Source organism: Candidatus Dependentiae bacterium (assembly GCA_035445995.1).
In the GTDB taxonomy this organism is placed as follows: domain Bacteria; phylum Babelota; class Babeliae; order Babelales; family Vermiphilaceae; genus DAOMRS01.
This window is the reverse complement of record DAOMRS010000001.1, coordinates 271,741-294,860: the sequence shown is the minus strand read 5'-3', so window position 1 is coordinate 294,860 and position 23,120 is coordinate 271,741. Positions and strand designations below refer to the sequence as shown.

Annotated in this window: 16 protein-coding genes; 13 read left to right on the top strand and 3 right to left on the bottom strand. The window is 36.6% G+C overall.

The window, feature by feature from the left end; translation table 11 throughout:
- The first annotated feature begins 298 nt into the window (after positions 1–298).
- The 8 genes from PK943_01480 to PK943_01445 all read left to right on the top strand — a co-directional run bounded on the left by PK943_01480 (position 299) and on the right by PK943_01445 (position 12,131).
- Positions 299–2,599, top strand: a complete 2,301-nt coding sequence (locus PK943_01480) for a hypothetical protein (protein ID HRN77885.1) — start codon at positions 299–301, stop codon at positions 2,597–2,599.
- Entirely contained in the window at positions 2,599–8,982 is a 6,384-nt protein-coding gene (locus PK943_01475; GenBank protein HRN77884.1) for a hypothetical protein, read from the top strand. Before PK943_01480 ends, PK943_01475 begins: the two co-directional genes overlap by 1 nt.
- A gap of 9 nt (positions 8,983–8,991) precedes the next feature.
- Entirely contained in the window at positions 8,992–9,408 is a 417-nt protein-coding gene (locus tag PK943_01470; GenBank protein ID HRN77883.1) for a hypothetical protein, read from the top strand.
- Complete coding sequence (locus tag PK943_01465) at positions 9,405–9,824, top strand: hypothetical protein (protein ID HRN77882.1); 420 nt, start codon at positions 9,405–9,407, stop codon at positions 9,822–9,824. The genes PK943_01470 and PK943_01465 overlap by 4 nt, the downstream gene beginning before the upstream one ends.
- On the top strand, positions 9,814–9,966 hold the full coding sequence (locus tag PK943_01460; GenBank protein ID HRN77881.1) for a hypothetical protein: 153 nt from the start codon (positions 9,814–9,816) through the stop codon (positions 9,964–9,966). Before PK943_01465 ends, PK943_01460 begins: the two co-directional genes overlap by 11 nt.
- A 62-nt stretch (positions 9,967–10,028) precedes the next feature.
- Entirely contained in the window at positions 10,029–10,637 is a 609-nt protein-coding gene (locus PK943_01455) for a hypothetical protein (GenBank protein ID HRN77880.1), read from the top strand.
- Between the two features lie 172 nt (positions 10,638–10,809).
- Positions 10,810–11,280: a hypothetical protein gene (locus tag PK943_01450; GenBank protein HRN77879.1), complete on the top strand. Its 471-nt coding sequence runs from the start codon at positions 10,810–10,812 to the stop codon at positions 11,278–11,280.
- Positions 11,281–11,303: 23 nt separating this feature from the next.
- Positions 11,304–12,131 carry a hypothetical protein gene (locus tag PK943_01445; GenBank protein ID HRN77878.1) on the top strand — a complete coding sequence of 276 codons (828 nt, stop codon included), beginning with the start codon at positions 11,304–11,306 and terminating at the stop codon, positions 12,129–12,131.
- A gap of 78 nt (positions 12,132–12,209) precedes the next feature.
- On the opposite strand, the gene dnaK is transcribed toward PK943_01445, so the two are convergent.
- Both dnaK and PK943_01435 read right to left on the bottom strand, forming a co-directional pair.
- Positions 12,210–14,108, bottom strand: a complete 1,899-nt coding sequence (gene dnaK / locus PK943_01440) for a molecular chaperone DnaK (protein ID HRN77877.1) — start codon at positions 14,106–14,108, stop codon at positions 12,210–12,212.
- 363 nt (positions 14,109–14,471) lie between these two features.
- A complete protein-coding gene (locus PK943_01435) occupies positions 14,472–15,917 on the bottom strand; it encodes a hypothetical protein (protein HRN77876.1) in 1,446 nt (481 codons plus the stop codon).
- 147 nt (positions 15,918–16,064) lie between these two features.
- On the opposite strand from PK943_01435, the gene PK943_01430 reads away from it, so the two are divergent.
- The 4 genes from PK943_01430 to PK943_01415 all read left to right on the top strand — a co-directional run bounded on the left by PK943_01430 (position 16,065) and on the right by PK943_01415 (position 21,076).
- Positions 16,065–17,330 carry an ankyrin repeat domain-containing protein gene (locus PK943_01430; protein ID HRN77875.1) on the top strand — a complete coding sequence of 422 codons (1,266 nt, stop codon included), beginning with the start codon at positions 16,065–16,067 and terminating at the stop codon, positions 17,328–17,330.
- Between the two features lie 183 nt (positions 17,331–17,513).
- Positions 17,514–18,419, top strand: coding sequence for an RING finger protein (locus PK943_01425; GenBank protein ID HRN77874.1), 906 nt, complete (start codon positions 17,514–17,516; stop codon positions 18,417–18,419).
- Positions 18,420–18,446: 27 nt separating this feature from the next.
- Positions 18,447–20,165, top strand: coding sequence for a hypothetical protein (locus PK943_01420; protein HRN77873.1), 1,719 nt, complete (start codon positions 18,447–18,449; stop codon positions 20,163–20,165).
- 11 nt (positions 20,166–20,176) lie between these two features.
- Positions 20,177–21,076 carry a J domain-containing protein gene (locus PK943_01415; protein HRN77872.1) on the top strand — a complete coding sequence of 300 codons (900 nt, stop codon included), beginning with the start codon at positions 20,177–20,179 and terminating at the stop codon, positions 21,074–21,076.
- Position 21,077: 1 nt separating this feature from the next.
- Here the strand turns inward: PK943_01415 and PK943_01410 are convergent, their stop codons facing one another.
- Positions 21,078–22,403, bottom strand: coding sequence for a hypothetical protein (locus PK943_01410; GenBank protein ID HRN77871.1), 1,326 nt, complete (start codon positions 22,401–22,403; stop codon positions 21,078–21,080).
- Positions 22,404–22,581: 178 nt separating this feature from the next.
- Here PK943_01410 and PK943_01405 point away from each other — a divergent pair, with 178 nt between their 5' ends.
- Positions 22,582–23,073, top strand: a complete 492-nt coding sequence (locus PK943_01405; protein ID HRN77870.1) for a CarD family transcriptional regulator — start codon at positions 22,582–22,584, stop codon at positions 23,071–23,073.
- Positions 23,074–23,120 lie beyond the last annotated feature (47 nt).

Here is a 23,120-nt window from a genome sequence, read left to right as displayed (position 1 = left end):
AATATAACTGAAAAAATTGTGCAACATTTTTGTTGCGATTTCAATGTGTAACGCAATGTACAGAGAAGCTTGTTGCATAGTGTTGTTGCGTGATTCAAATAGAATATTTTGACTTGTTGCTTTTTATCAATTTTGTAACAAACGCAACACTTTTTTCTATGTGTAATGCTGCGTTTTGCAAAATAGATTTGTTAATTAATTTTATATTTTACTTGAACTTTTGTTTAAAATACGTACTCTCAAAAAAGATAGCAGTGTTTTTAATGACCTCTTTGTTTTTTCTGTTAAGGACCATAGCATGAAAGTCGTGCAAAAGTTTTCTGCGTTTTTCTTAATATCGATTATTACCACATCATCATCATTTTCCATGGATTTATCTAACTCAGCAAATTTGCGAGAGCATGATGAATCAAGTTCTGCTCCTACGCAAAGACCACATGATTGGCATGAATACGTAGCAAAAACAACATCGAATTCTGCTAATTCCGCTTTAGATGATGCTCCTGCAGATAGAGTTGATTCTAACACGCAAGCGAATGATCATGCCCAGGAACAAGCCTTTCATGAAAGGCTCATGTATACTAAACCCGAATGGTTTCAACAAGGGACTCAATCGTATTATAAAAAAATAGACCCAATTATATCCAGACCAAATATGGGAATAGATGAATGGTATCCCAGCAGTATTTCTATCGATGGGCATAAAGTAATCCCTAATGCCAATGGTAGATATGTCTATCAGGGTATATCTTTTGATCTTAATTCCCGTACTAATTTTAATCCAAATGCACCGTTAACTATTGCAGTTATACATGATAATAAATCTGTTAAGGTTAGCTTTAGTCGATTTGCAGAAAATAAAGTTCCGGCGTTAATTCATTTTGATAGTTATAATGCTTTATTGAATGCAGCGCGTAATAATAAAATATCGCTTGTACACAAAATACTATTCAAAGGTATCATACGAGTTCCGGGTGGCAAACCCCATGCTATCTTGATTGAAATGGAACATGGTCTACAAAAGCCGATTATGCTCCAAGGAATACAATTTGTTTATAATAAAGATGAAGCAATAACTAGAATTTTTTTTGATTTTCTTGATACTGCGCAAATGCCCGTAGACTTTATTGACCCCATTGAATGTAGACATACCAGTGTGGTTGCGGATTCAATGGTTTTTTGTATCAAAGATCATAAAATGTATGAATGTACCGGTAAGACTATATACAACTTTTTTGACTCAACTGAAGTGCGTAAAAAATGGGCGCCGCAAGAATCAGGTTTTTATGATCAGAATAATCGATGTTTAACTACCTTGCCAAGTTGCTATGGCAATTCTGATAATCATCAGGAAACATTAAAAGATCCCGTTGCTTGGGTTTTAGGTGAAGGGTATGATTCATTTTATCAGTTACATGGTGCAGATTTTAGAGATAAAAATGACCATGTATATTGTGATGATGGTGTATTTTATGCCATGTTGCCATACAAGGCACTTTGTAAAGAATATTTTACACAAGATCCAAATAATAATGTGAAATTCGATTATGTAGTACAAGTGAAAAAGCCGCATTTTATTATCAATAAAGATGTACGAGTTGAAGGTGGTCACCGTGATTGGCCAAGTGGGTTGTATCAGCGAGTACGTACAAAAAACAGAATATACTGGCAGCGCGTAGGTAATGTGGCTACTGATACAATTAAATTCTGGGATAAAATTATATTGAACACCACATTTCCCTCTGAGCCGCTTACTGCCCCACAAATAAACCAGTGGTGTAATGCGGCGCAAAGATTTTTTGGACGCTTTGATGCTTCTATTCATCATTGTGATAAAGTTGTATTAAATGGACTAAAGACGTGGGATAAATTAACCAATTTAAATTTATCCCGTGTGGAATTGACAAATGATGTAAAGTGGGATGAACTGTTTTCTGCCATTGCAACTATGAAACAACTAACGCATTTGTGTTTTGAAAATAATCATCCGATAGCAAATCTTTTTGATGGTGTTTATACCACAATGGCTGATAAAGCAAGGGATTACTATATAAATCTAGCTGCTTGTTTAAACAAATTAACGAATTTGAAAGAGTTGCGTATTCAAAAATTATGGTTAAAGCCGCATACACAGTTGGGATCCGGTTGTTCAAATGAGAGCTCAGTGTCTACAGAAGTTGCTAAGTTAACTGGTATAATAAATCATGATGGGCAAACTGGGGTGAAATCAATTATACAAAGTATTTGTGCTTTACGTCAGCTTACTCATCTTCACATCGATGGTATACCTAACCATGGAAGTTCTCAGTGGGCTAGACAAACACGTGCCGCAAAAGTTGTTTTTTTCGTAGCTCATTTAATTGAATCCCCTCTTTTTTATATTGATGGAAACACACAAGATGCTGCTCTTAAACAGCTTGTCAAAAGTGTTGCCGATCAACTTGCTCAGATGTCTTCGTTAAAAGAAATATCCGTATATTCTCCGGGTGGCAATTGTGTCGACTACTTTAGCAAGGCATTTAGAGAACGGCTTGCAGCTACGCGATCTGCTCATACAAATTTACAACCACTTACTATCAAAGCTGAGGTATTACAATAATGTTTGCATCAACTCGTCAGCCATTCAAAAACATAATTCATTATCTTGTTATAACCGGTTTACTTTTTGGGCAGGTTTCAGCTATGCAACAAGTTCCAGCAGAACCTCGAGAAGATCAAAAAGAACAAGTTCAAGTACATAGTAAGATCCCATTGCCATTGTCTTTGTTTAAACGACGCATTGTACCGTTGTTATTTGCGTCTGGCAATGAGTTATCATTGGTTTTTGACCAACCACAAGGAATGTTTTTATTTGATTATCAAGCAGATGGCAAGCCTGTTGGGCATCTTATCCAAACTGATGGGCAGATGTTTTTTGAAAGTCATGCTCCACAGAAATATGATTTTTTACTCAAGAGCTCTTTGAAAACTGGTAGATTGCATGTTGATACCAAGGGACGATTTGTATTTGAAAAGCCAGTAGAAATCGAAATGGCTTCTTTTGCATGTAAATCAGTAGAATTCCTTGATATATTTTCAAGCACGAAAAATATTTCTTTAGCTGTAGATTATTGTGATAACTGTAGTGATGTTACGTGTACAGATTTACTCTTTCAAGGTAATCAATTTAATTGCATGCCTGAAAGTAAGTTGACCGTGCAAGGTTCGCTGGCTGTATTAGCTACAAAAGGTCTTTTTAATGATGGACAGATATCAAGTGCAGATAATGTGCTCATACAGACACCGTCATTTGAAAATTGGGGAACAGTAGAAGCTGAAAAATTGATTTTTGAAGGCGGAGATATTCTTAATGAAGGCTTAATTACAATTCATGACTCTTTTGCAGGATTATGCAAGGAGATTGATCATCGGGGAAGATTAAAGGTTGATAAAGATTGTATTTTAGAAAAAGTTGATAACCTAATAACAACACGATCATCTTCATGGCATGTTGGTAATAATTGGAAATCACATATTGCAAAACTGCATCTTGCAGGTAGCGTATTTGTAGGTAATTTAGCTTTGTTTAATGTGGCTTCTCATGCAATTTTGGGTGGTCACTTCCATGCACCTATTATTCATGTTGAAAGTAATGATCTAATTACCTGTGACTTTCCGGCTCACCTAATTGCTAGTCATTATATTGGATTAAAAGCAAAAGGGTGGATTGATTATCAAGGTGATGTAGTTAAAAAGTTCGTGCATGAGGCAACAAAATCAAAAACATTGAATAAAGAAAGTCAACTTTTCAAAATTTTTCCACGAGGTGTGTTTTTACACTCACAGCAGAGTGGTATTAAAAAATCAGGAAGTATTGTATCAAAACAAGGTACCGTGTCTTTGGATGCAAAAAAAGGATTGATACATACTGGTGTTACTGATGCAGGAATTGCTCAAGACGCAATGCTCTTGATGAATGCAGCATCTTTGAACCTAGAAAAAGATTCCCTACTCAAATCTCTCAATGCAAAACTTAATGCACAAAATTCAGTTAAACAGCAGGGTGATGCACAGATTAAAAATAAACTCACCATGCAAGCACCTCAGATAGTTCATAGTGGTTCATCACAAGCTGCTGAACTAGTTGTACAAGCGGATACTATTGAGACCTCCATATCATCACGTATTTCTGCTGGAAAAATTGCTGTATTAGCAGCAAAAGAAAAAATTAAAAATGCCGGAGCCATAACGTCTTCAAATGAACTTGGTATGTTTGCAAAAGATATTACATTGCAAGGTACTTCTCGTGTTACATCTGGTACTGCGACGCTTAAAGCTGATGAAACAATAGATAATCATGGTAATTTGAATGCCTCAGCAAATTTATTATTACATGCCAAATATGTGGAGAATGCGAATACAATATCTGCTCACAATGCACACATAAAAGCAGATCGTTGGTGGTGGAATACGTGGAATGGAAGCGTAGATGTTGCAGAACAGCTCATAATAGATGCCGGTTTGTCTATGAATACAGGCGGTTGGTTGCGAGCGCATGATCTTAATATTAACGCCGGTGTTGATCTCAATTTATTTGGTAGATACTATGCAAAAAACACGACTATTAATTCTTTAATCGGGTTGAATGCTGGTTTAGTCGTTCCTCAATTTGATTCACCAGCAGATCTTCTTACCTGGAGTAATGCATTAAGTGTTGGTGAAGGGTTGCTGACTGCCTTTTCTCCGCAGGCACGTTTAGCATTGGGAATTGGTAGGGGGTTATATGGGATATGTACTAATGGTATGCAGGTATATGACCAAGCGCAAAAATTGTATTATACAGAAAATACCGATGTCAGTGATTGGATACCGTTGCTATGTAGCACTAAAAATCTTGCTACTTCTGCTTATCAAACAGGAAAAATGGGATGGGATGCTGGTGGTAAAGACCTATGTGAAAAATATTGGCCAGGGAAGACTGATACAAGCTTAGCGCAACAAGCAGCACAACAGTCAGTATTGCCGGACGCGAGTGCTCAAGCGCAAACGAATCAACCTCAAGTAAGTTTGCAAGATGCTGCATCACAAAAATGGAAAAATATAAAAGAAAGTGTGCAAGATAGAAAATTTTTACAACAGGTAGGATTGCAAACAGCTTCAAGTATTGCATCAACACTTGGGCCACAGGTCAATAGAGATTCATTAATTGATATAAATGCCGGTGTTACACTGGGCATGAATGGCTATTCTCGCAGTATTTGGAATATTAATGGCGGTGTTTCTGCATTTGCAAATAGATATACCGTTGATACCGTTTATGGTTCTAATATGGGCATTTTTGCTGCAAGTGATCTGAATGTGCATGCATTAAGATCATATGATAGTACGGGTGTTCTTGCAGCTGGAAAAGCTTCTGTTGAAGCACAAAATCTTACTGTTGATGGTAAGGTTGGTACTATTGGTAGTGCTTATTTTAAGGCTGAAAATACCGCATCTATTGGTGCAGATGTGAGCGCAAGTGAGGTGAATATTCAAGCAAAAGAGGCAGTACTCAAGGAAGGTAGTCATATAACTGCGCGAGATGGAGCTGCACAAGTTGTAGCAGATCGCATTACGAGCAAAGCTGCTATAGACGGTAAACATGTGTATGTTGCAGGTAAAGATGTTACCTTACAAAATGGTAGTGAGATTCGATCACATGGTGGGGATGATGCAGTCATTATCAAGGCAGATAATCAATTAAAATTAGAATCTGGTTCTACCATGTCTGGTAGTACAGTTGCAATTGATGCCAAATCGTTACAAGGTGAAGTTGGCAACACAATCAGTGCAACAAATCATACCTATGTGAAGACGCAAGAATCAGACAACAAAGGGTCAATTAAAGGCAGCTTAGCGGTAGAGTTCACTGGTGATGTACATCAACTTAAGGGAATTGGTCATGTTGATCATGTTCAATACCGTGGCACGGTAGTAAATAATTTGGCAGATATGCTTGTTGAAGGTAACAGCGATCTATTGCATGTGAGTAAATCCGGTAGTGTGACGGTGCTTGCAGACAAACAGGATGTGCACCTTAAAGATCAACATGATACTTCGCATGCATGTACTGTTATAAGTAATGAGAATATCACTATTGATAAAACATTAAAATCACACGGTTCGGTTGGATTATATGCCGATAAGAATATTAACCATAAAAATATACATGCATCTGATTCAGTTGATATGTCTGCGGGTGGTAATATTGTTGCCGAATCATCAGTAGAACGCACGGTTGAAGGTGTAAATTATACCGATACGATAAAAAAGGTTCACGTAACGGCAGGTAAAGCAGTTAATATAGATGCTCAGGGAGGTATTTTGCATGTGGGTGTACATCTACACTCAGGCAAAGAGGGAACCCGCATGAAAGCTGGTGGCAAGATTGTACTTGGTGCCAAAGGAACTGAGAAATATTCTGAAACAAATACTACCAGCAAAAATCGTAAGACAACTACAACAACTAAAGATACGTCTGTAAAGGCACATGTTTCTGAATATTCATCTGCCGGTGATATACGCATGCAGGCGGGTGATACATGTGAATTGTATGGTACAACGATCAGTACAAAGGGTGTCAAGTCGATTCATGGTAAGAATGGAACAAATGGCCATGAAGTTTATGATTCCCATGAACATAGGTCAGAATCTACAACCGATGGTGGGTGGTTTGGCACAGCAAAAAAGCATAAAGAAAGCTCCCTGTCCAAGACAGCAAAGGTGGTAGATTTTAAAGGTGGTTCTGTACCGGAAGTTTCTTCTGATGCCAAAATTTCTATGGCATTCACGAGTGATTCAGAAAAAGTAATTTTCAATGCGCCGGAGTTAGAGTTTAAATTGGCTCAAAGTGAAAAACAGTTTGTATCTGAAAGTTCGACAGAAAATCTTGTATGGTGGTCCAAGGACGCTCAAGAAAAATATGATGTAACCTATTCGCCAACATTTAAGGGTACTGTAGAAACTAACGCACAGAAAATATCTATGCAATCAGTTGAAGAGCGTGCTCCGTGGTCAGTAAAGACAACACATGATCATGCAGCTTTCAATAATACTATGCTCAAAGAAATTCATGAGCACCAAAAATTTTCTGCGCAAGGACCAACAAAAGCAGCAAGTGCTGTTATTGCATTAGCGATCACTATGGCAACTGCGGGTACCGGTTCGGCTATTGGTGCAACGTGTGCAACAGCGGTTGGGTGCCAGTCTGCGATGGCATCTGCAATTGTAACCAACATGACTAGTGCGGTCTTTACCTCTTTATGCGTACAATCAACAAGTGCATTATTGCATTGTAATGGTGATTTTGTTGCAGCGGGACGCCAGATAGCAAGTGGCCAAACGATAAGGAATTTAGCTGTTGCTGCCATTACCGGTGGTTTAAGAACCGGTTTAGAAGCAACTGTATTTAATGGGTTGCCTTCGGTTTCTCAAGCAACGAATATAAATGAACTTGCTGCATTTACTATGCCGCGCGAAGCTATGACTGCTACGGTTAATACTATGGGTGGGATTGCATCAGGACAGCGCGTTGAGGATGCGGTACTTACGAATGTGAAGAGCTTTGCTGCAAACACTATTGGTAAGGCGGGTGCGCATCAGATTGGGGATGCATATGGCAAGGGCAAAATTGACCCGGTGACGCACAAAGTATTGCATGCCGGATTGGGTGCAGTTACCGGTGGTATTGTTGGTGGCAAAGAGGGTGCAATGGCAGGAGCTATGGGCGCTGTTATTGCAGAAACTATTGCCGATACATTTAGACCAAAAGAATCGTATCATACAAAAATTTGTGAAGAAAAAATACGAGCCCGTGAAGCAGAACTTGGTCGTGCGTTAACGAAACAAGAATTTGTAGCGATTTGGGATAAACAAAATGTAGCATATTGGCAAAGTGCAAATACTGTTGCAGATGTTTCAAAGTTAACAGTAGCAATGGTAGCTTTAGTTGCTCGCCAAGATGTTGGTATTGCAAGTGATACAGCAACAATGGCAGTTGATAATAATTTCTTGCACTTGATAGGTTTAGGTATTATTGCAGGAAGTACTGCGTACTCTGCGTATAATGTGTACGATGCATATTGTGAGGGAGGACCTGAAGCTGCCTTAAAACAATTAGGTATAGAACTTATCACTGAAGGTGTAGGTATTACAACCGGTGCTGTTGTTGGAAAAGTTGGGTATAAATTAGGCACTAAGATTTATCCAACTGCCAAAGCTGTTTTACATGTTATATTTGACGCAAATCCAGCTCTTAAGATAGTGTTTGGCAACGCTAAAAATGCGTTTATAGCTGGTGCTGAAAAATTTGGCAAGTCAGCAATGGGTAATGGCTTGAAAACAGCAGATAAATGGGCATTCAAGCAAACTACCAAAGCAACACGTGGTGTTACCAATCGTCTGGGTGGATTGGGTGAAGGGCTTGCAGCAGCACATACGCCAGGTAGTGTGGTAGCTAAAATGGAAGCTAAAGCTGCGCAGGTAGCAACATATACTGGACAAGCAACAGGATTAATGCCGACAACGCAAATGGCAGGTCAAGCTGTAAAAACAGGCAGTGGTTATTTGAAAGTCCATAAGCCCGGCGAGAGAGAAGCATCAGGTGTTTTTAATAGTTCGACTAAAGGCAAACATAGTAAGTTAATAAGCTCGCCTAAAGTTACAACACCAGAGGATTTGATTAAATCTGCTAAGCCGGGGAAAAAAACGGGTGGAGTAACAACGCAATATAAATTCAAGGGTGGATTTAAAGAGGCATTAGATCATTTTGATTTACTTAAGCCCAAGAATGTTAAAATTAGGAACCTTGAAAGAGGTATCTTGAAATCAGGAATATTAGAAGATGGACGTACTATTGTAGTTAGAGAATTTAGTGGAGTAAAGAATGGCCCATCAGGCCCCCCTACTTTAGAGATACAGGTAAAAGATAGCCTTCAAAAAATTAAATGCCGTTATGATCAATAAGGAATTGATATGGAAATATGGAAAGCATGGATTCCTGAGGTAAAAATGCCTACATTTAAATTTTTACATTATATGGGTTGTCGTATTACAGAAAAAGGACTGGTTATTAATCTTGAAGATGAGGATGAGAGTTCCAGAAAAATAACTGTTAGTTTTTTAGATGGATACTTATCAAATCGTGAAACAGATGAAGGTGGTATTTATGACACTTTGTGTGATATATATGCTTATGCTAATGAAGAAAAATGGAAAACTGCTAATTTTTTGAAAGTAGAGAACTCAAATTATGTGCAATGGTTTAAGGATCAAAACTTTGGCAAATATAAAGATGTAGAGATAAGTCATTATATGATTATTGCGTTTGATGTGATATCCGAAATACTATCAACAGGAACTCCAAAAATTGAGATTTCAGAATGGAGATGAATACTAATCTTGGAACATGGAAAAAATGGAAACCGGAAGTTGATATTTTTCCAAATTTTTGTATTAAGGCTATTGATAATACTACAGAAGGCCTGTTTATTAATCTAAAAAATGAAATAGATAATGATAATATCGTTATTATGATTAATGTAATATGGTTTTCTTATAGAGTTATTAAAATAGAAAATTGCTCTAAAACAATCGAAAGATTGAAAGAAATAGAAGGACCAGATTTTTTTGATTCATGGTCGTTATTTGAAGTAGAAGATTCAAATTATTTAAAGTGGTTTGAGAAAGAGAGTTTGGGTATATACGAGGGGGTAAAGCACTATGTTTTTATGGGATATAATCTTGTCTTTGAAGTACTTATGTATGAACCAGGCTCGCTAAAGATTATAAAAGAAGATGTTTCATAATTATGCACGTTGGTTAGAAGATGAGAGTTATGGATTCTATGAAGCTGCTAATTTAAACAATTTTGTATTTATAGGTACAAATAAGGTTTTTGAAGTATTGGCTGGTTATAAACCAGAAGTTGTGCTGGAAGAAATGAGCTAGGTATTGTAGAAGAAATCATTAGTTTATAGGTATTGTATATCGTATCCCAAAATGGAGAATTTATGTTCAAAAAAATAGTACGCATGCTCATGGTATTAGCTTTAGTATTGAATACAGCATCGCATGCAGATTTAACTGATATATCTGTTGCCTCTGTAGAATTGGAGAATACATGCAATGAGGCGTTTAAAAGCGAAAAAATATATACATTATATATGCAACTTATTTCTCTTGAAAAAGAAAAAAAATACGATGAAGCGATTAGACTCATTGATAAAATTGTTCATGTAGCTCATAACGATTTAGGCCGTACGAGTGAGCATAAGCGTGAAACGGTGAGAAATAGATTTGTGTCATTTTTATACGCACTTCAGGCCAAATATAATTGTGAATTGAGGCGATTAATTTTTGCAATTAATAGGTGTGACTTAGCATTAAAATATGATGAAACTAATGCATATGCTTATTTAATTAAAGCTTATGCCTATGAATTATCTAAAAATAATGAAGAGGCAATAAAGTGTATTGAGATATCATCTGAGATGGGCTGTAAAGAGGCAAGAAAAATTCTTAAAGCTAGAAAAGAAAGAATACAAAATATTATGCTGGCTGTTTTTGAAGGTACTTTAAAGGGGCTGGTAAGAGCATTTTTTGGTGTAAGTGTATATTAAAAATGGTGCCATATAAAGCCGAATAAGCTCCACTTGATTGTTTCTATTTGTCAATTTAGTGCGAGTAAGTCATGTTTTTAGGTGTTTTTGCCAAATCCCATTTGACTAATATTGTACCTCAATTACTATAATTTATAGTTTTATTTATAGCTTATTTCTAAATGGAGGATCTATGTTCAAAAAGACAGCACTTATATTAATGGCACTAGCTGCCCCAAACTTATCGTATGCAGACGCGCAACCACTTACCATTCAACAAATTCCTCAAGAAATTGATTCTCTTTTTTCAAATAAAAAATACGCCGAGTGTATTTTGTTAATTGATCAACTTATTACATTTTTTAGAACGGCATTACGGGATAACCCAGAACAAATACAAGATATAGATTCTATAAATAAGGCTTTATTAGAGTTATGGTTACTACGAGCTCGATGTCATATCAATATGAATCTTTTTCATGAAGCACTTGATGATTGTGATAAAGCTTTACAAAAAGATAAAAATTATGGCTATGCATATTTTGTTAAAGCTGTTGCACTTTTTAAACTGAATAAGGAAAAAAAGGCAATAGAGTATTTAAAAATTGCTGCAAAAAAGGGTTTCATGCCGGCTCAAATTTTAGTTGCTCAATATCAACTCTAAAATATTATTAAAAGGAAATGAAAATGAATTTGAAAAATAGAAGTTTAATTTTTTTAGTGGCTTTGCTTGGTTGCTCATCAATTAATTTAAAAGCAAATATTTATGCTGGCTCATTTACGCTGGATGGCCACTTGAACCAAGATACTTTAAAAATAAATGCTCAAAGATTTTATGGGTATGGCACTATTGAAGGGAAGAATATAACGATAAAGTGTGAAGAATTTAAATTTAAGGGTACTATCATATCTCATGGTAAGTGTATTATACATTGTGACAATCCTTTTGATTATTCAAGTTTTGCCAAAAAAGGAACGGGAATAATTGTTGTTGTTAAAGGGCCATATAGTTATGATGTTTTTAGTGATCCGAATATAACTAAAGAATTTATGCTTGATGATTTAGTTAATATTACTGATGAAGTTATTGATAATCGAATTAAATCAATTAGGAATTATGCCCGTTTGAATGAGATAGATGAAAAGATTATATTTGATTCTCTTGTTAAAACACTGGATGATGAAATCAAATTCCATAAAGATCATATAGATGAGATATATGACCAGTCTCATTTGATTCGTGTACTTATTGGTTCATCTTTAACATTGGTAGGGTTGATTGCTACTGGTATTTTTACTATGAATTTAAAAAAACCTGATATGGGGTTAGCTGCGTCTTCTGCATTTATGTCTTGTATACCTTTTTTTAATATTGCATTGCCATCACTGCCATTTATGTATGAACAGCATGATAAAAAAATAGATAAATTGATTATAGTTAAAGAGTGCATTAATCAAGCATTATGCATGCCATACATTCCGGAAACAGACCAACAAGTAATTAAATTACAATAATTATAAGTGAAGTAAAATACTCTATATAACAAAAAGCCCAGATTTTATTCCGGGCTTTTTTGTTGCTTGTTTATACGCTTAGCTTATTTCTGCATCAATTGGGCCTTGTTCGGTTGAACTTTGTTGTGGGCCAGATTGGTGTGCTTGATCAGCTGTTTGTTGTTGTGTCCCTTGTTCTTTGTACAAGATTTCAGCAACTTTATGTGAAGCTTGCAACAACTCTTCAGTTGCTTTTTGCAGTTCTTCTGCATTTTCAGCGTGATCTTTCAGAGCTTGTTTAGCTTTTACGACCGCTTGTTCAGTTGCCGTAATATCAGCTTCAGCAAGTTTTTCTTTGTTGTCTTTTAATGTTTTTTCTACTTGCAAAATAATGCCATCAAGTTGGTTACGTTTTTCTACCACTTCTTTGGCTTTTTTATCTGAATCTGCATGTTCTTGTGCTTCGCGTACCATGCGTTCGATTTCTGATTTATCAAGACCGCTACTATTGGTGATCGTGATTTTTTGTTCTTTACCGGATGCTTTATCTTTTGCAGATACATGCACAATACCATTGGCATCAATATCAAAGGTAACTTCAACTTGCGGTACACCACGTGGAGCAGCTGGAATGCCATCAAGTCTGAATTGGCCAAGTTGTTTATTATCTTTTGCAAACTGGCGTTCACCTTGTACTACTCGGATGTCTACTGCTGTTTGGTTGTCTTCTGCAGTTGAGAATACTTGTGATTTTCTTGTTGGAATTGTTGTATTACGTTCAATCAATGGTGTTGCAACGCCGCCCAATGTTTCAATACCTAAGGTTAGTGGAGTAACGTCAAGTAATAATACATCATTAACTTCACCTGCAAGTACACCACCTTGAATAGCTGCACCATCGGCAACGACTTCATCTGGGTTTACTGATCGGTTTGGTTCTTTGCCAAAAAGTTCTTTAACCAAGTTTTGCACTTTTGGAATGCGTGTTGATCCACCGACTAAGATCACTTCGTTGATCTCATTTGGGTTGATCTTTGCATCATTTAATGCTTTTTTGCATGGTTCTACCAAACGATTGAAAATATCAGCGCATAGGCTTTCAAGCTTTGCACGTGATAGGGTAGTTACTAAGTGTTTTGGCCCTGTTGCATCAGCGGTAATGTATGGTAAATTGATTTCTGTTTCTTGGAGCGCAGAAAGTTCTTTTTTAGCTTTCTCTGCTGCTTCTTTTAATCGTTGTAGTGCTGACGTGTCGCGTTGCAAGTCAATACCATGTTCTTTTTTGAATGCATCAACTAAGAAATCTAATATACGTAAATCGATGTCATCACCACCCAAATGGGTATCCCCATTGGTTGATTTTACTTCTATGACGCCATCATTAATTTCTAATATAGATACGTCAAAGGTACCACCACCGAAGTCGAATACAGCAATATTGCCGGCTTTCTTTTTGTCCATACCATATGCTAATGCTGCAGCGGTAGGTTCGTTAATAATACGTTTTACATCGAGTCCAGCAATTCTTCCAGCATCTTTGGTTGCCTGACGTTGTGCGTCATTAAAGTATGCAGGGACGGTGACTACTGCTTCTGTAACTGAGGTACCTAGGTATTCTTCTGCTACTTGTTTGAGGTGGCTCAAGATAGCTGCAGAAATTTCCTGCGTTGAGTATTCTTTATTCTGAATTTCGATGCTGATGCTGCCTTTGCTATTTTTTACGACTTTGTATGGCATGCGTTTAACTTCTTCGGCTACTTGAGAAAAATCTTTACCGATGAAACGCTTTGCAGAGAAGATGGTGTTTTCTGGATTGGTTACCGCTTGACGCTTTGCCATAGTACCAACCAAACGTTTACCATCTTTGGTAAATGCTACCATAGATGGGGTGGTGTTGTTACCTTCTTTGTTAGGGATAACTTTTGGTTGCCCACCTTCCATGAATGATACCACTGAGTTAGTGGTACCCAAGTCGATACCGATTATTTTTTTTGCCATTGAGAGTCCTCCTTTATGGGTGTATAATTTCATGATTGAGACCCATAATTTTTATGGGCCGATTTTTATTTATTATTATGCCGAATCAAGGTATGGCTGTCAAATTTACACTCAAAAAATCTTAGTCTTGTAATGTAACTTATTTATATTTTAAATATAAGAAATGCTGAGTGGGGCTTGATAGCCATATGTCGCATAATTAATCGAGGCATGAGTTGATATGATGAGGGTAGAAGGGCATTCTTATTCCGGCTCGCCCGTGTGCCTTGCCCGTGGTCGGGCCATGCGGCCGCTCCACGGACATACGGCAGCCCGGTCTTGCCTTCATACCCGCCATGGGCGGGTGGTAGAAAAGGAATAATTTTATAGACTACTCTCCTTTAATTGCTCGTTCCGAGCAAAATAGGAATGTATTTTTATATAATTTTTTTGGTTAATTATTGGTGTATACCATGATTGACTATAATGGATTCCATGGTGAATGACGAGTACTACTCCTGTACATACACAAGCACCTTTTATAAAGAACCGGAAGGGGAATTGCGCAACGTAGTAATAGCGAGCGCATACAGCCATAATGAGTAAACTTACCAATCGAACGCCATGTATACAGGCAATCGTTCCTAACAAACCAAGGTACGTATTTAACTGATGGGTAAATAATAATATGAGCATGATACTATACGGTACATATGCGATGAATAGTAAAAAATAATTTTGTTTAATTTCGAGCAAACGTTCATAGGGTAATAACAATATTTCTGTTAGGTAACAGGTAGCCATAATAATGAATGCATAGAATATAAAGGAGCTATTGAACCAATAATTAGATTGTAAGGAAACTACCATAATAATTCCTAAAAGGGGAAGGCATAGACCCACTACCTTTGTGGTTAACCGTCTGAATGCCAATGGCATTACTTCATCGCTATCTATACGCGCTTGTACATGTGCAAGTAATGCCGTGTCAGTAGTACCAATGGTCTTGATGGCAATGCGGTAAAACAGTAATGCAGCATCATTAGCAACTTTAAATATGTTGGCATACACAGGCCCTATCGTATGAGTAAAAAACGGAACCAAAAAATTTCGCTCTGATAAACTTTTTAAATTGTTGTTTATCCACATAATGCTGGTGTGCTGGATGAATTGGCTGCGTATATGAGACCAGGATGTATGCGGCATGTTAGCATGCATGTCTATTTTTCTTGTATGCAGTTTGTAGCTTGTTGCGAGTATAATGATGTTTGCGCATAACTTGGTACTTAGTAAAGCGCATATTAAAGAAACGGCACTTGGTATGGTATATACCAATGTTATATTGATTACGAGTTCTGTGATGTATGTATAGGTACTTATTGAATTGAATTTTTTATGTGAAAATTCTGCATGAAATATTGAACGTATGAGCGATACGCATCCTTCTGATATAAATACTGCGCTTGCAATAGGCAAGATAGCATGTAGTTCGACATGTAACGTGGTAAATAGATAATATATAAATAAAGGAAGCGCCAATATGAGTAATGCAATTTGGAACCATATAATATGATACATGAATAAGTATTTTTCTTTGTCTATCAATTGCGCTGAATATTGTGTAATAGATTTGCGTAATCCAAAATCTGTCCATAAAAGTAGAAGAAATAATGAGCTGTTTATATTTACCCAAGCTGAAAAAATGGCGGTATCTAGTGTGTAATACAAAACAAAAGTAAATATAGTAGTGGTAATTTTATAGAAAATATAAAATGCAGCATTCCAGCGAACGCCATGAGAGAAATTTTTAAATAGTTCTTGTGTAGTCATAAAAAGGAGTGTTATTTAGCCGTATAACCATTAAACCTAATTCAGCATTATACCAAGCATATTTTTACTATTGCATGTTTCTAAACCCCTATAGTAGGCTATATAAACAGAAGGATCAAGCATCAATGCAAACAAGGAGTCAGATGTATGAGGCTGCGAAAAGCACTTTTTCTATCGCTTGGTATAAAATGCGCCGTTTTATTATTTATTTTATGTTTAGTGCGTACTCATATTGTAGTTCATGCATTTGATAATATTTTATTTGATTTTAATAGCTCTTTACCAGAGATGCGTAGTGCGTTGGCACGTGGTGTGAATGTTGATATGCGTAATGAAGAGGGTATGACTCCCTTGATGATTGCAGCAAGGCGTGGTGATTTGGAGCGTGCTCGGTTTCTTGTGCGCAGTGGTGCAGATATAAACGCACGATCACTCACCTGGAACAATATGACGCCATTACAATTTGCCGTGTTATACGGTGCCAACCTCAATAGTATGGCAATTGCAAAGTTTTTGATTGATAGTGGTGCGGATGTCCAGGTTCAAGATTCCAATGGTGATACCGTGTTGCATAATAGTTTGCAAATTATTACTGCCTATAAACAACGAATGGATATGGTTAGTTTTTTAATTAAACATGGTGCATTGGTAAATGCTCAGAATAAAAAAGGTAACACGATGCTGCATGATGCCGTAGAAATTCGTGATCAAGATTGGATTGAATTGTTCCGCAAAGATTTTTTTCTTCTTATCGATGAAAATGTAAAAAATAACAAAGGATTTACCGCGTATGAATATGCATTAGATTTTCTGTTTACCGATCTGGCGCGAAAATTTAACGAAAAACCTGCTATTGTTGGTATGCGTGCAACTGAACCAATTGATACATTTAGCGCAGTTGGGCTTACACCCTTGATGTATGCAGTACTTGCTCATAACAAAGACCTAGTCCAAGAACTGATTAATGTTCGTGGTGCACGTGTAAATTTAAGATCACAAGATAATTTACAGTACCCACCATTGCAACTTGCCATGTTGCAGCAGAATGTTCCTATGGTTGAACTATTACTCAAAAGCAATGCGGATATTTCAGTGCAAAATGCCTCTGGCCAAAACTCTATGGAATTTATCGAATGGGTTACCAATAGCAGTGATCGTAAGAAGATACTCAATCTTTTTATGCAGACTGGCGCTAATATCAATATGCAGGGTAGGGATGGTAATACATTGCTTCATCGTGTAGTTATGCGTAATGATTTAGAATTTGGTAATTACATGATTAAAACGTATGGGAAGCTGATAAATGCTGGCATTAAAAACAATGATTATAATACCCCTTTAAATCTAGCTAATCAGGCTAATAATAGGCCTATGATTGATCTGATTAATCGCCTTAATCGGTCCTCAAAATAAAGGTTCTAGTGTTTCTATGTGAAAACTTTGAGTTGCTTTTGACCTTTTTGGATCCTGAAAACACCTAAAATAGCCTAAAATAGGGCTATACCACTTTTGTTCATCTCTTATTCTGCTATACTGATTTATACCTAAAAACAGGGGAAAATACCTATTTTGAGGTATAATGAATAAGGGACAGATATGAAACTGAAAAATGTATTAAACTATAGCCTACTCGGCGCATTGCTTTTTGTGTCTGTACCACAGGTTACCTATGGTATGGATGTATCTGAAGCAAAAGAGTGTGGCATATGCTATGAAGAACTAGCTGATGGTAAAAGACTTATTTCAATGCCATGTTGCGAACATAAACAGTCTATCTGTTTTGATTGTCTAAAACAGTGGATCGGATCTAGGTATACAGATAATTTTCAAATTCCTCTAGATAACAATTCAACTGTTAATATCAAGACAACAGGGCAACCTCGTTACACATGCCCCATGTGTAGAAAAGATATAAGAGCTTTTGGTCAAGGTTTTCCTGTTGATATTGCTCAGTATTTTAACATTCCGATTCCAAAACCGCTCTGGGTTTATCAACTATATGGTACTACCGCAATGGTAGCTCTGGGTGCAATATCCTATTATATTTTAAACAAAATATATTCGTCTCAATTCAATTCTCTTGAATATTCAGTGGATACTATAATTAATTCTTTAGTGTCACCGAATAAAAACTGGAATTTTGATTTACATAATCCGCCATTCATATTACTTGGCTTGCAATTACAATATGATCTTGAGTGCATTATGAATTCTATATCTTCAGATGAATTAAAAGTAAAATTGGAAAATGCTATAAAAAATTTTGATAAAACACTTGAAGTTGTTTGGAACACCTTAGATAAAGATGGCTATTATGCCAAAAGCAAAGTGGCATTTATGCGCGATAAAAAACATCAAGTGGAAGATTTGCGTGCAGCAGCACAATCAATAAAAGAAATTCTAAGCGAATGTCGAACACGCACCAGTATATGGAAACAAGTATTGGGAATTACAGCACTAGGCACTCTGGGCCTTGGTGCATACGTATATGCGCAACGTTAGACTTTAGGATAAATGGAGGACTTTATAATGAATACATTACGTTTGTATACACGTTTATTATTTGTATGCACCGCATTACTAGTAGTGTCGCAGTCAAGTATGGCGATGTCAATTTTCAATACTATTTTTGCTAGTAATAGCTCGAATAACCGCTATGTGTGTGTTGTATGTAATGAAGATATTCGTGCAAAAAACTTACCGGTATACCAAATGCCGTGTTCAAAGCATCATTTTGTGCATATGAAGTGTAGTAAGTCTATTGAATTTACTTGTCCTTCTTGTCATCATACATTTGATGAACATACCAAAAAGCAGGCATTTAATAATAAAGCAGCACATGAGTTAATGAAGCAAATAAAAGATGCACGAGAAGAATACCAACAAAAAGATGATAAAGGTAAAGGTAAGGGAAAAACCAAGTCACTACACAAGCCCATACGTCAAAAGCAACAAAAAAAAGAAGCAGAAAAACATTTTTGTCCTGTATGTAAGGATTCCAAACCAGCTCACACATTTGTGAATTTTATTAATTGTAATCATGAGTTGTGTATTGGTTGTATGAAAGAAACTTTAAATGCAGAAAACAAAATGTGTCCGTTGTGTCCACGCCAGCAGGTACAGAGACCGGCACAATCTTTTCAAATGCAACGACCTCAATATGATTATGTGGATAGAATATTAAGCCCTAATGAAATTCAGTTGATTCGTAACCAAATGCATAATATGCGCAATGACATGATAAAAACACTACCAGAGCCAAAACGCTTTGATTGGTGTACTGGATATTGTGCCCGTTATGAAGAAGAAGATAGAATTAAATCACTTAGACCTGAATGTGGGCATGTTTTGTGTTCAGCATGCTTATTGCAAAATAGGCCTAACACGTGTCCAATGCCAGGATGTAGTCAATCAATTCCCGATAATGCATTACGATATAAATTTGATAAGGAAACTAAGAAATTAGTATTATGGCAACCACAACAAAAGCATCATGATATATTTTGTGCAGGGCATTGTCGTACACAGGAATTTATTGATCGTAAAAAATTTGTAGATACTGCTACGGGTGGTTTTTTTGTAGTAAAAAAATCCTGTGGTCATCATGCGTGTTTGCCGTGTGGTATAAAAAACCCTGTGTGTCAAATGAGCAAGCTGCATGACTTACCATGTGGCCATCAAGTTGCTGGTGCATGTTCTCCTATTCCTGCATGTTCCAAATGTTTTTATCAATATGCGGCATTTGGAGTTGTTGGGGCAGCTGCGTTCGGATACACCGCGTATAAAGGTATACAAACATGGATGTATGCTATATTCAATAATATCGAACATTCAGCAAATCAACTTGTTCGTATATTAATCTCCTCTGAAGAGCCAAATTGGAATTTTGATTTGTATAATATTCCATTTATTATTTCTGCACTTTCGGTGCAACATAATATTGAAGAACTAGTCAAATCGGTCAAATCGCACGAGTTGCAACAACAATTAGATGTTGCAATCAAGAACTTTGATGCTGCGTTTTATGCAATATGGCATGCTATAGAACACGAAGGCTACTATGCAAAAGGCAAATCAGTTTTTATGCAAGATAAAAAAGCATTAGTGCAGACTATGCAACAACGTGCTGATGAACTCAAAAAAGTCTTGGCTGAATGTCGTGCGCAAGCAAGTGTTTGGAAAAAAGTATTGGGAATTGCCGCTTTGAGTGCACTTGGTGTTGGTGCATGGATATATACATTGTCTTAATAGGATTACTGATGAATAAAAAAATAAAAAATAGTGTATTGCTTTTTAGTATTGGATGCTTTTTAACAACGCCGTTACTCGGTATGATGTTTAATTCATCAGTGCCAGTTCGACACGCTACCCAACAAAATACGCCACCCAATTACACAGTAGGTTTTCAAAGTTGTACAGAGTCTGGATTCAAGGATTTTTATGTTGTCTTGGGGGTACCTCGTAATGCGACTTTAGATCAATTGAAGAGAGCATATAGAGCTCAATCACTTATTCATCATTCTGATAAAGGTGGTACTGGCAATACGCAAGCAGATCTTAATAAGGCAAAAGAAATACTTATAGATAATGGACCTGCTGTTCGTGCGCAATACGATCAGCAATTGCTGAACTTTGATTATGTACAGTTTCAGCGAAATATGCCATGGAGTTTAGCTAATAAGTGGACTATTAGCGCTTCTATGTGTGCATCGGCCACATGTGTTGGGCTACGTTTATATAACTCAATATTTGGCTTGCGTAATCAGCTTGATGGTATTCAAAATGTCGCACAGAATATGATAGAACGTTTGCATGCAAAAGATTTTGACCGCTATCACCGCACGCAAGACATGGCACCCTTGCTTATACAGTGTGCTAACACGGATACACTATTAGCTTCATTATCCAATGACGATTTGCGTATACAACTTATAAGCGCTATTGTTCACTTTGATGAGGCATATGATGCGTTGTTTAATATAATTGCGTGGCAACCACATACAGCAAATCAAAATAATACGATTATGTTAAGTATTCTGGTTCAGCAACGGTTACAAGAATTGATCAACATACTCAATGAGTGCCGTAATGATTTGGGCTATAACAAAGGTATTATGGGTCAAGTAGCATGTGCTTTTGGCCGCATGGTGACGCCATAATTTATTGCCACAACCAAAAGAATACGCATGAGCAAAATACAGCTGCTAATCCAAAAACCGGCTGTAGTTGCCATGATGGTGTTATTGACCATGAACGTGCCGCAATCAATCCTAATAAAACGTAACTTATTAATCGTATTAGTACTATTGCAACTAGTGCCAGTAGGGCAGATTGTGGTGCAATGTACCATATGGTCATATACATAGCTGACCAGGCTAGTAGTTGGATAATGGCTAAATAATGCGTTTTTTCTTCATTTAAAAATAATTTTTCGTATGGTATAAAAAAATTTTGTGAAAATATGATCACAAAATATAGTCCTATCATAAGCATATCAGTTGTATTATGCGTACTAGTGTCCCCCATAATTTTTTGGAAATTTATTATGCCAAAAATAGCACACGCATATAATGCATGGTGTATATAGTTGGTGATATGGCTGAATATTGCTTGTTTTGCGCTATAATGCATATTTTTTGCGTGTGCAAAAAGTACCTGGCTTGTTAATCCAAATACGTTGTATATAATAGCACCTACACTGTGACATAAATGACTTATTAACTTGAAAGTTCCCACCGTATGCAGGCCAACATGCATAGCGAGTAAGGGGATAAGTATGTTACCAGAAAATAATTGCTGACTCATATCACTTAAAAAGCTATATAGTCTGTTATGCGCAATCGGTTTGTTGTTAAAGGTTACTCCTTGCTCGTCTGATAATTCTGAGTAAAATTTTATAATCTCTGAGAAAAATAACATTGCACTCAATAAAGAACTTATAAGTAATGGTATAAATACGCTATACAGCGTAAAGTTTTGTGTGTACCCATACCATCCCCATACCATACTGGTGTACAATACAATAGCCATAGAATCTGTACTGGCAGTGATATGACTTTTAAACATAAGTTGCAAAATTACTTTCCCTGATTTTTTCATGCTTTCTGAACCTATGATTGCAGCCAGTATCAAAACCAAAGAGGTATTTATGTATGGATAGTAGATTCCACTGAGCAACAATCCAGATGTGACAATTATAATTACTATATAGTTGGGAATTAGTTGATACCATACATGGTATATAAAATGTTTTTTGCTCAGGCATGCTTCTTGCCAATGGGTGCCGACTGCATGATCGAATCCCATATTGATGAGTGATATACTCAAATAGATAATGGAAAACAAAATGCCTGCTAACCCATAGGTTTCACGTGGCATGGTATTAAATACTAACCATTGATGGGACATGAGTGTCCCATGGTATACAATCGATTCTATGGTGTTCCACCATGCATTGCGCAAAAAAGATTTATAGAGAGTGCTCATATAATTCCTAGTTAATTTCTAACATGTAATTTACAGTGTAATAAAACTATAGACTATTGTTAACTGCACAGTTCAACCAGACCGATGCAAAATTAAAATTTTTATGGTATGATCATTGGCACAGGGTGAAACTTTGTTTTGGTGTTGAGCTTTCTTTAACTAAGGAAGGGGTAACATCATGTTCTCTTTGAAAGAAAAAGTTGTTTACCCTGGTCATGGTGTAGCAGAAATTAACCGCATAGTCAAAAAGCGTACTGGTGATACCGTTACGAACTTTTTAGAATTGAAATTCATCAACAAAGATATGACTATCTTGGTACCAGAAAATAATGCAACCGCAGTTGGTATTCGCCCATTAAGTTCCAATAAACGCATACAGGACATTTTCAAGTTTCTTGCAGAACCGGTTAAAGAACAAAATCCAGATCAGCCTGTTGTCAATTGGAGCAAACGCAACAAAGAATACCAGGGACAATTACGTACCGGTGATTTGCATAAAATTGGTGCCATATACAGAGATTTAAAGCATATTTCAGCACGCAAAGAATTATCATTCGGAGAGCGTAATTTAATGCATCAAACTGAAGCATTATTGGTAGAAGAGATAGCGATAGTTGAAGAGATTCAACCAGATCAAGCAATAGAGCGTGTGCGCTCATTAGTACCATAAAGTACGTACAAGCACATGACAGGAATAAAAAGAGGGTCTGTACTGAA

Bases quoted from the DNA above. Each gene is read 5' to 3' on its own strand.
- PK943_01430 (HRN77875.1), top strand. From the start codon at position 16,065: ATGAGGCTGCGAAAAGCACTTTTTCTATCGCTTGGTATAAAATGCGCC.
- PK943_01450 (HRN77879.1), top strand. From the start codon at position 10,810: ATGTTCAAAAAGACAGCACTTATATTAATGGCACTAGCTGCCCCAAAC.
- PK943_01405 (HRN77870.1), top strand. From the start codon at position 22,582: ATGTTCTCTTTGAAAGAAAAAGTTGTTTACCCTGGTCATGGTGTAGCA.
- PK943_01445 (HRN77878.1), top strand. From the start codon at position 11,304: ATGAATTTGAAAAATAGAAGTTTAATTTTTTTAGTGGCTTTGCTTGGT.
- PK943_01420 (HRN77873.1), top strand. From the start codon at position 18,447: ATGAATACATTACGTTTGTATACACGTTTATTATTTGTATGCACCGCA.
- PK943_01480 (HRN77885.1), top strand. From the start codon at position 299: ATGAAAGTCGTGCAAAAGTTTTCTGCGTTTTTCTTAATATCGATTATT.
- PK943_01465 (HRN77882.1), top strand. From the start codon at position 9,405: ATGAATACTAATCTTGGAACATGGAAAAAATGGAAACCGGAAGTTGAT.
- PK943_01455 (HRN77880.1), top strand. From the start codon at position 10,029: ATGTTCAAAAAAATAGTACGCATGCTCATGGTATTAGCTTTAGTATTG.
- PK943_01410 (HRN77871.1), bottom strand. From the start codon at position 22,403: ATGAGCACTCTCTATAAATCTTTTTTGCGCAATGCATGGTGGAACACC.
- PK943_01415 (HRN77872.1), top strand. From the start codon at position 20,177: ATGAATAAAAAAATAAAAAATAGTGTATTGCTTTTTAGTATTGGATGC.
- PK943_01425 (HRN77874.1), top strand. From the start codon at position 17,514: ATGAAACTGAAAAATGTATTAAACTATAGCCTACTCGGCGCATTGCTT.
- PK943_01470 (HRN77883.1), top strand. From the start codon at position 8,992: ATGGAAATATGGAAAGCATGGATTCCTGAGGTAAAAATGCCTACATTT.
- PK943_01460 (HRN77881.1), top strand. From the start codon at position 9,814: ATGTTTCATAATTATGCACGTTGGTTAGAAGATGAGAGTTATGGATTC.
- PK943_01435 (HRN77876.1), bottom strand. From the start codon at position 15,917: ATGACTACACAAGAACTATTTAAAAATTTCTCTCATGGCGTTCGCTGG.
- dnaK (HRN77877.1), bottom strand. From the start codon at position 14,108: ATGGCAAAAAAAATAATCGGTATCGACTTGGGTACCACTAACTCAGTG.
- PK943_01475 (HRN77884.1), top strand. From the start codon at position 2,599: ATGTTTGCATCAACTCGTCAGCCATTCAAAAACATAATTCATTATCTT.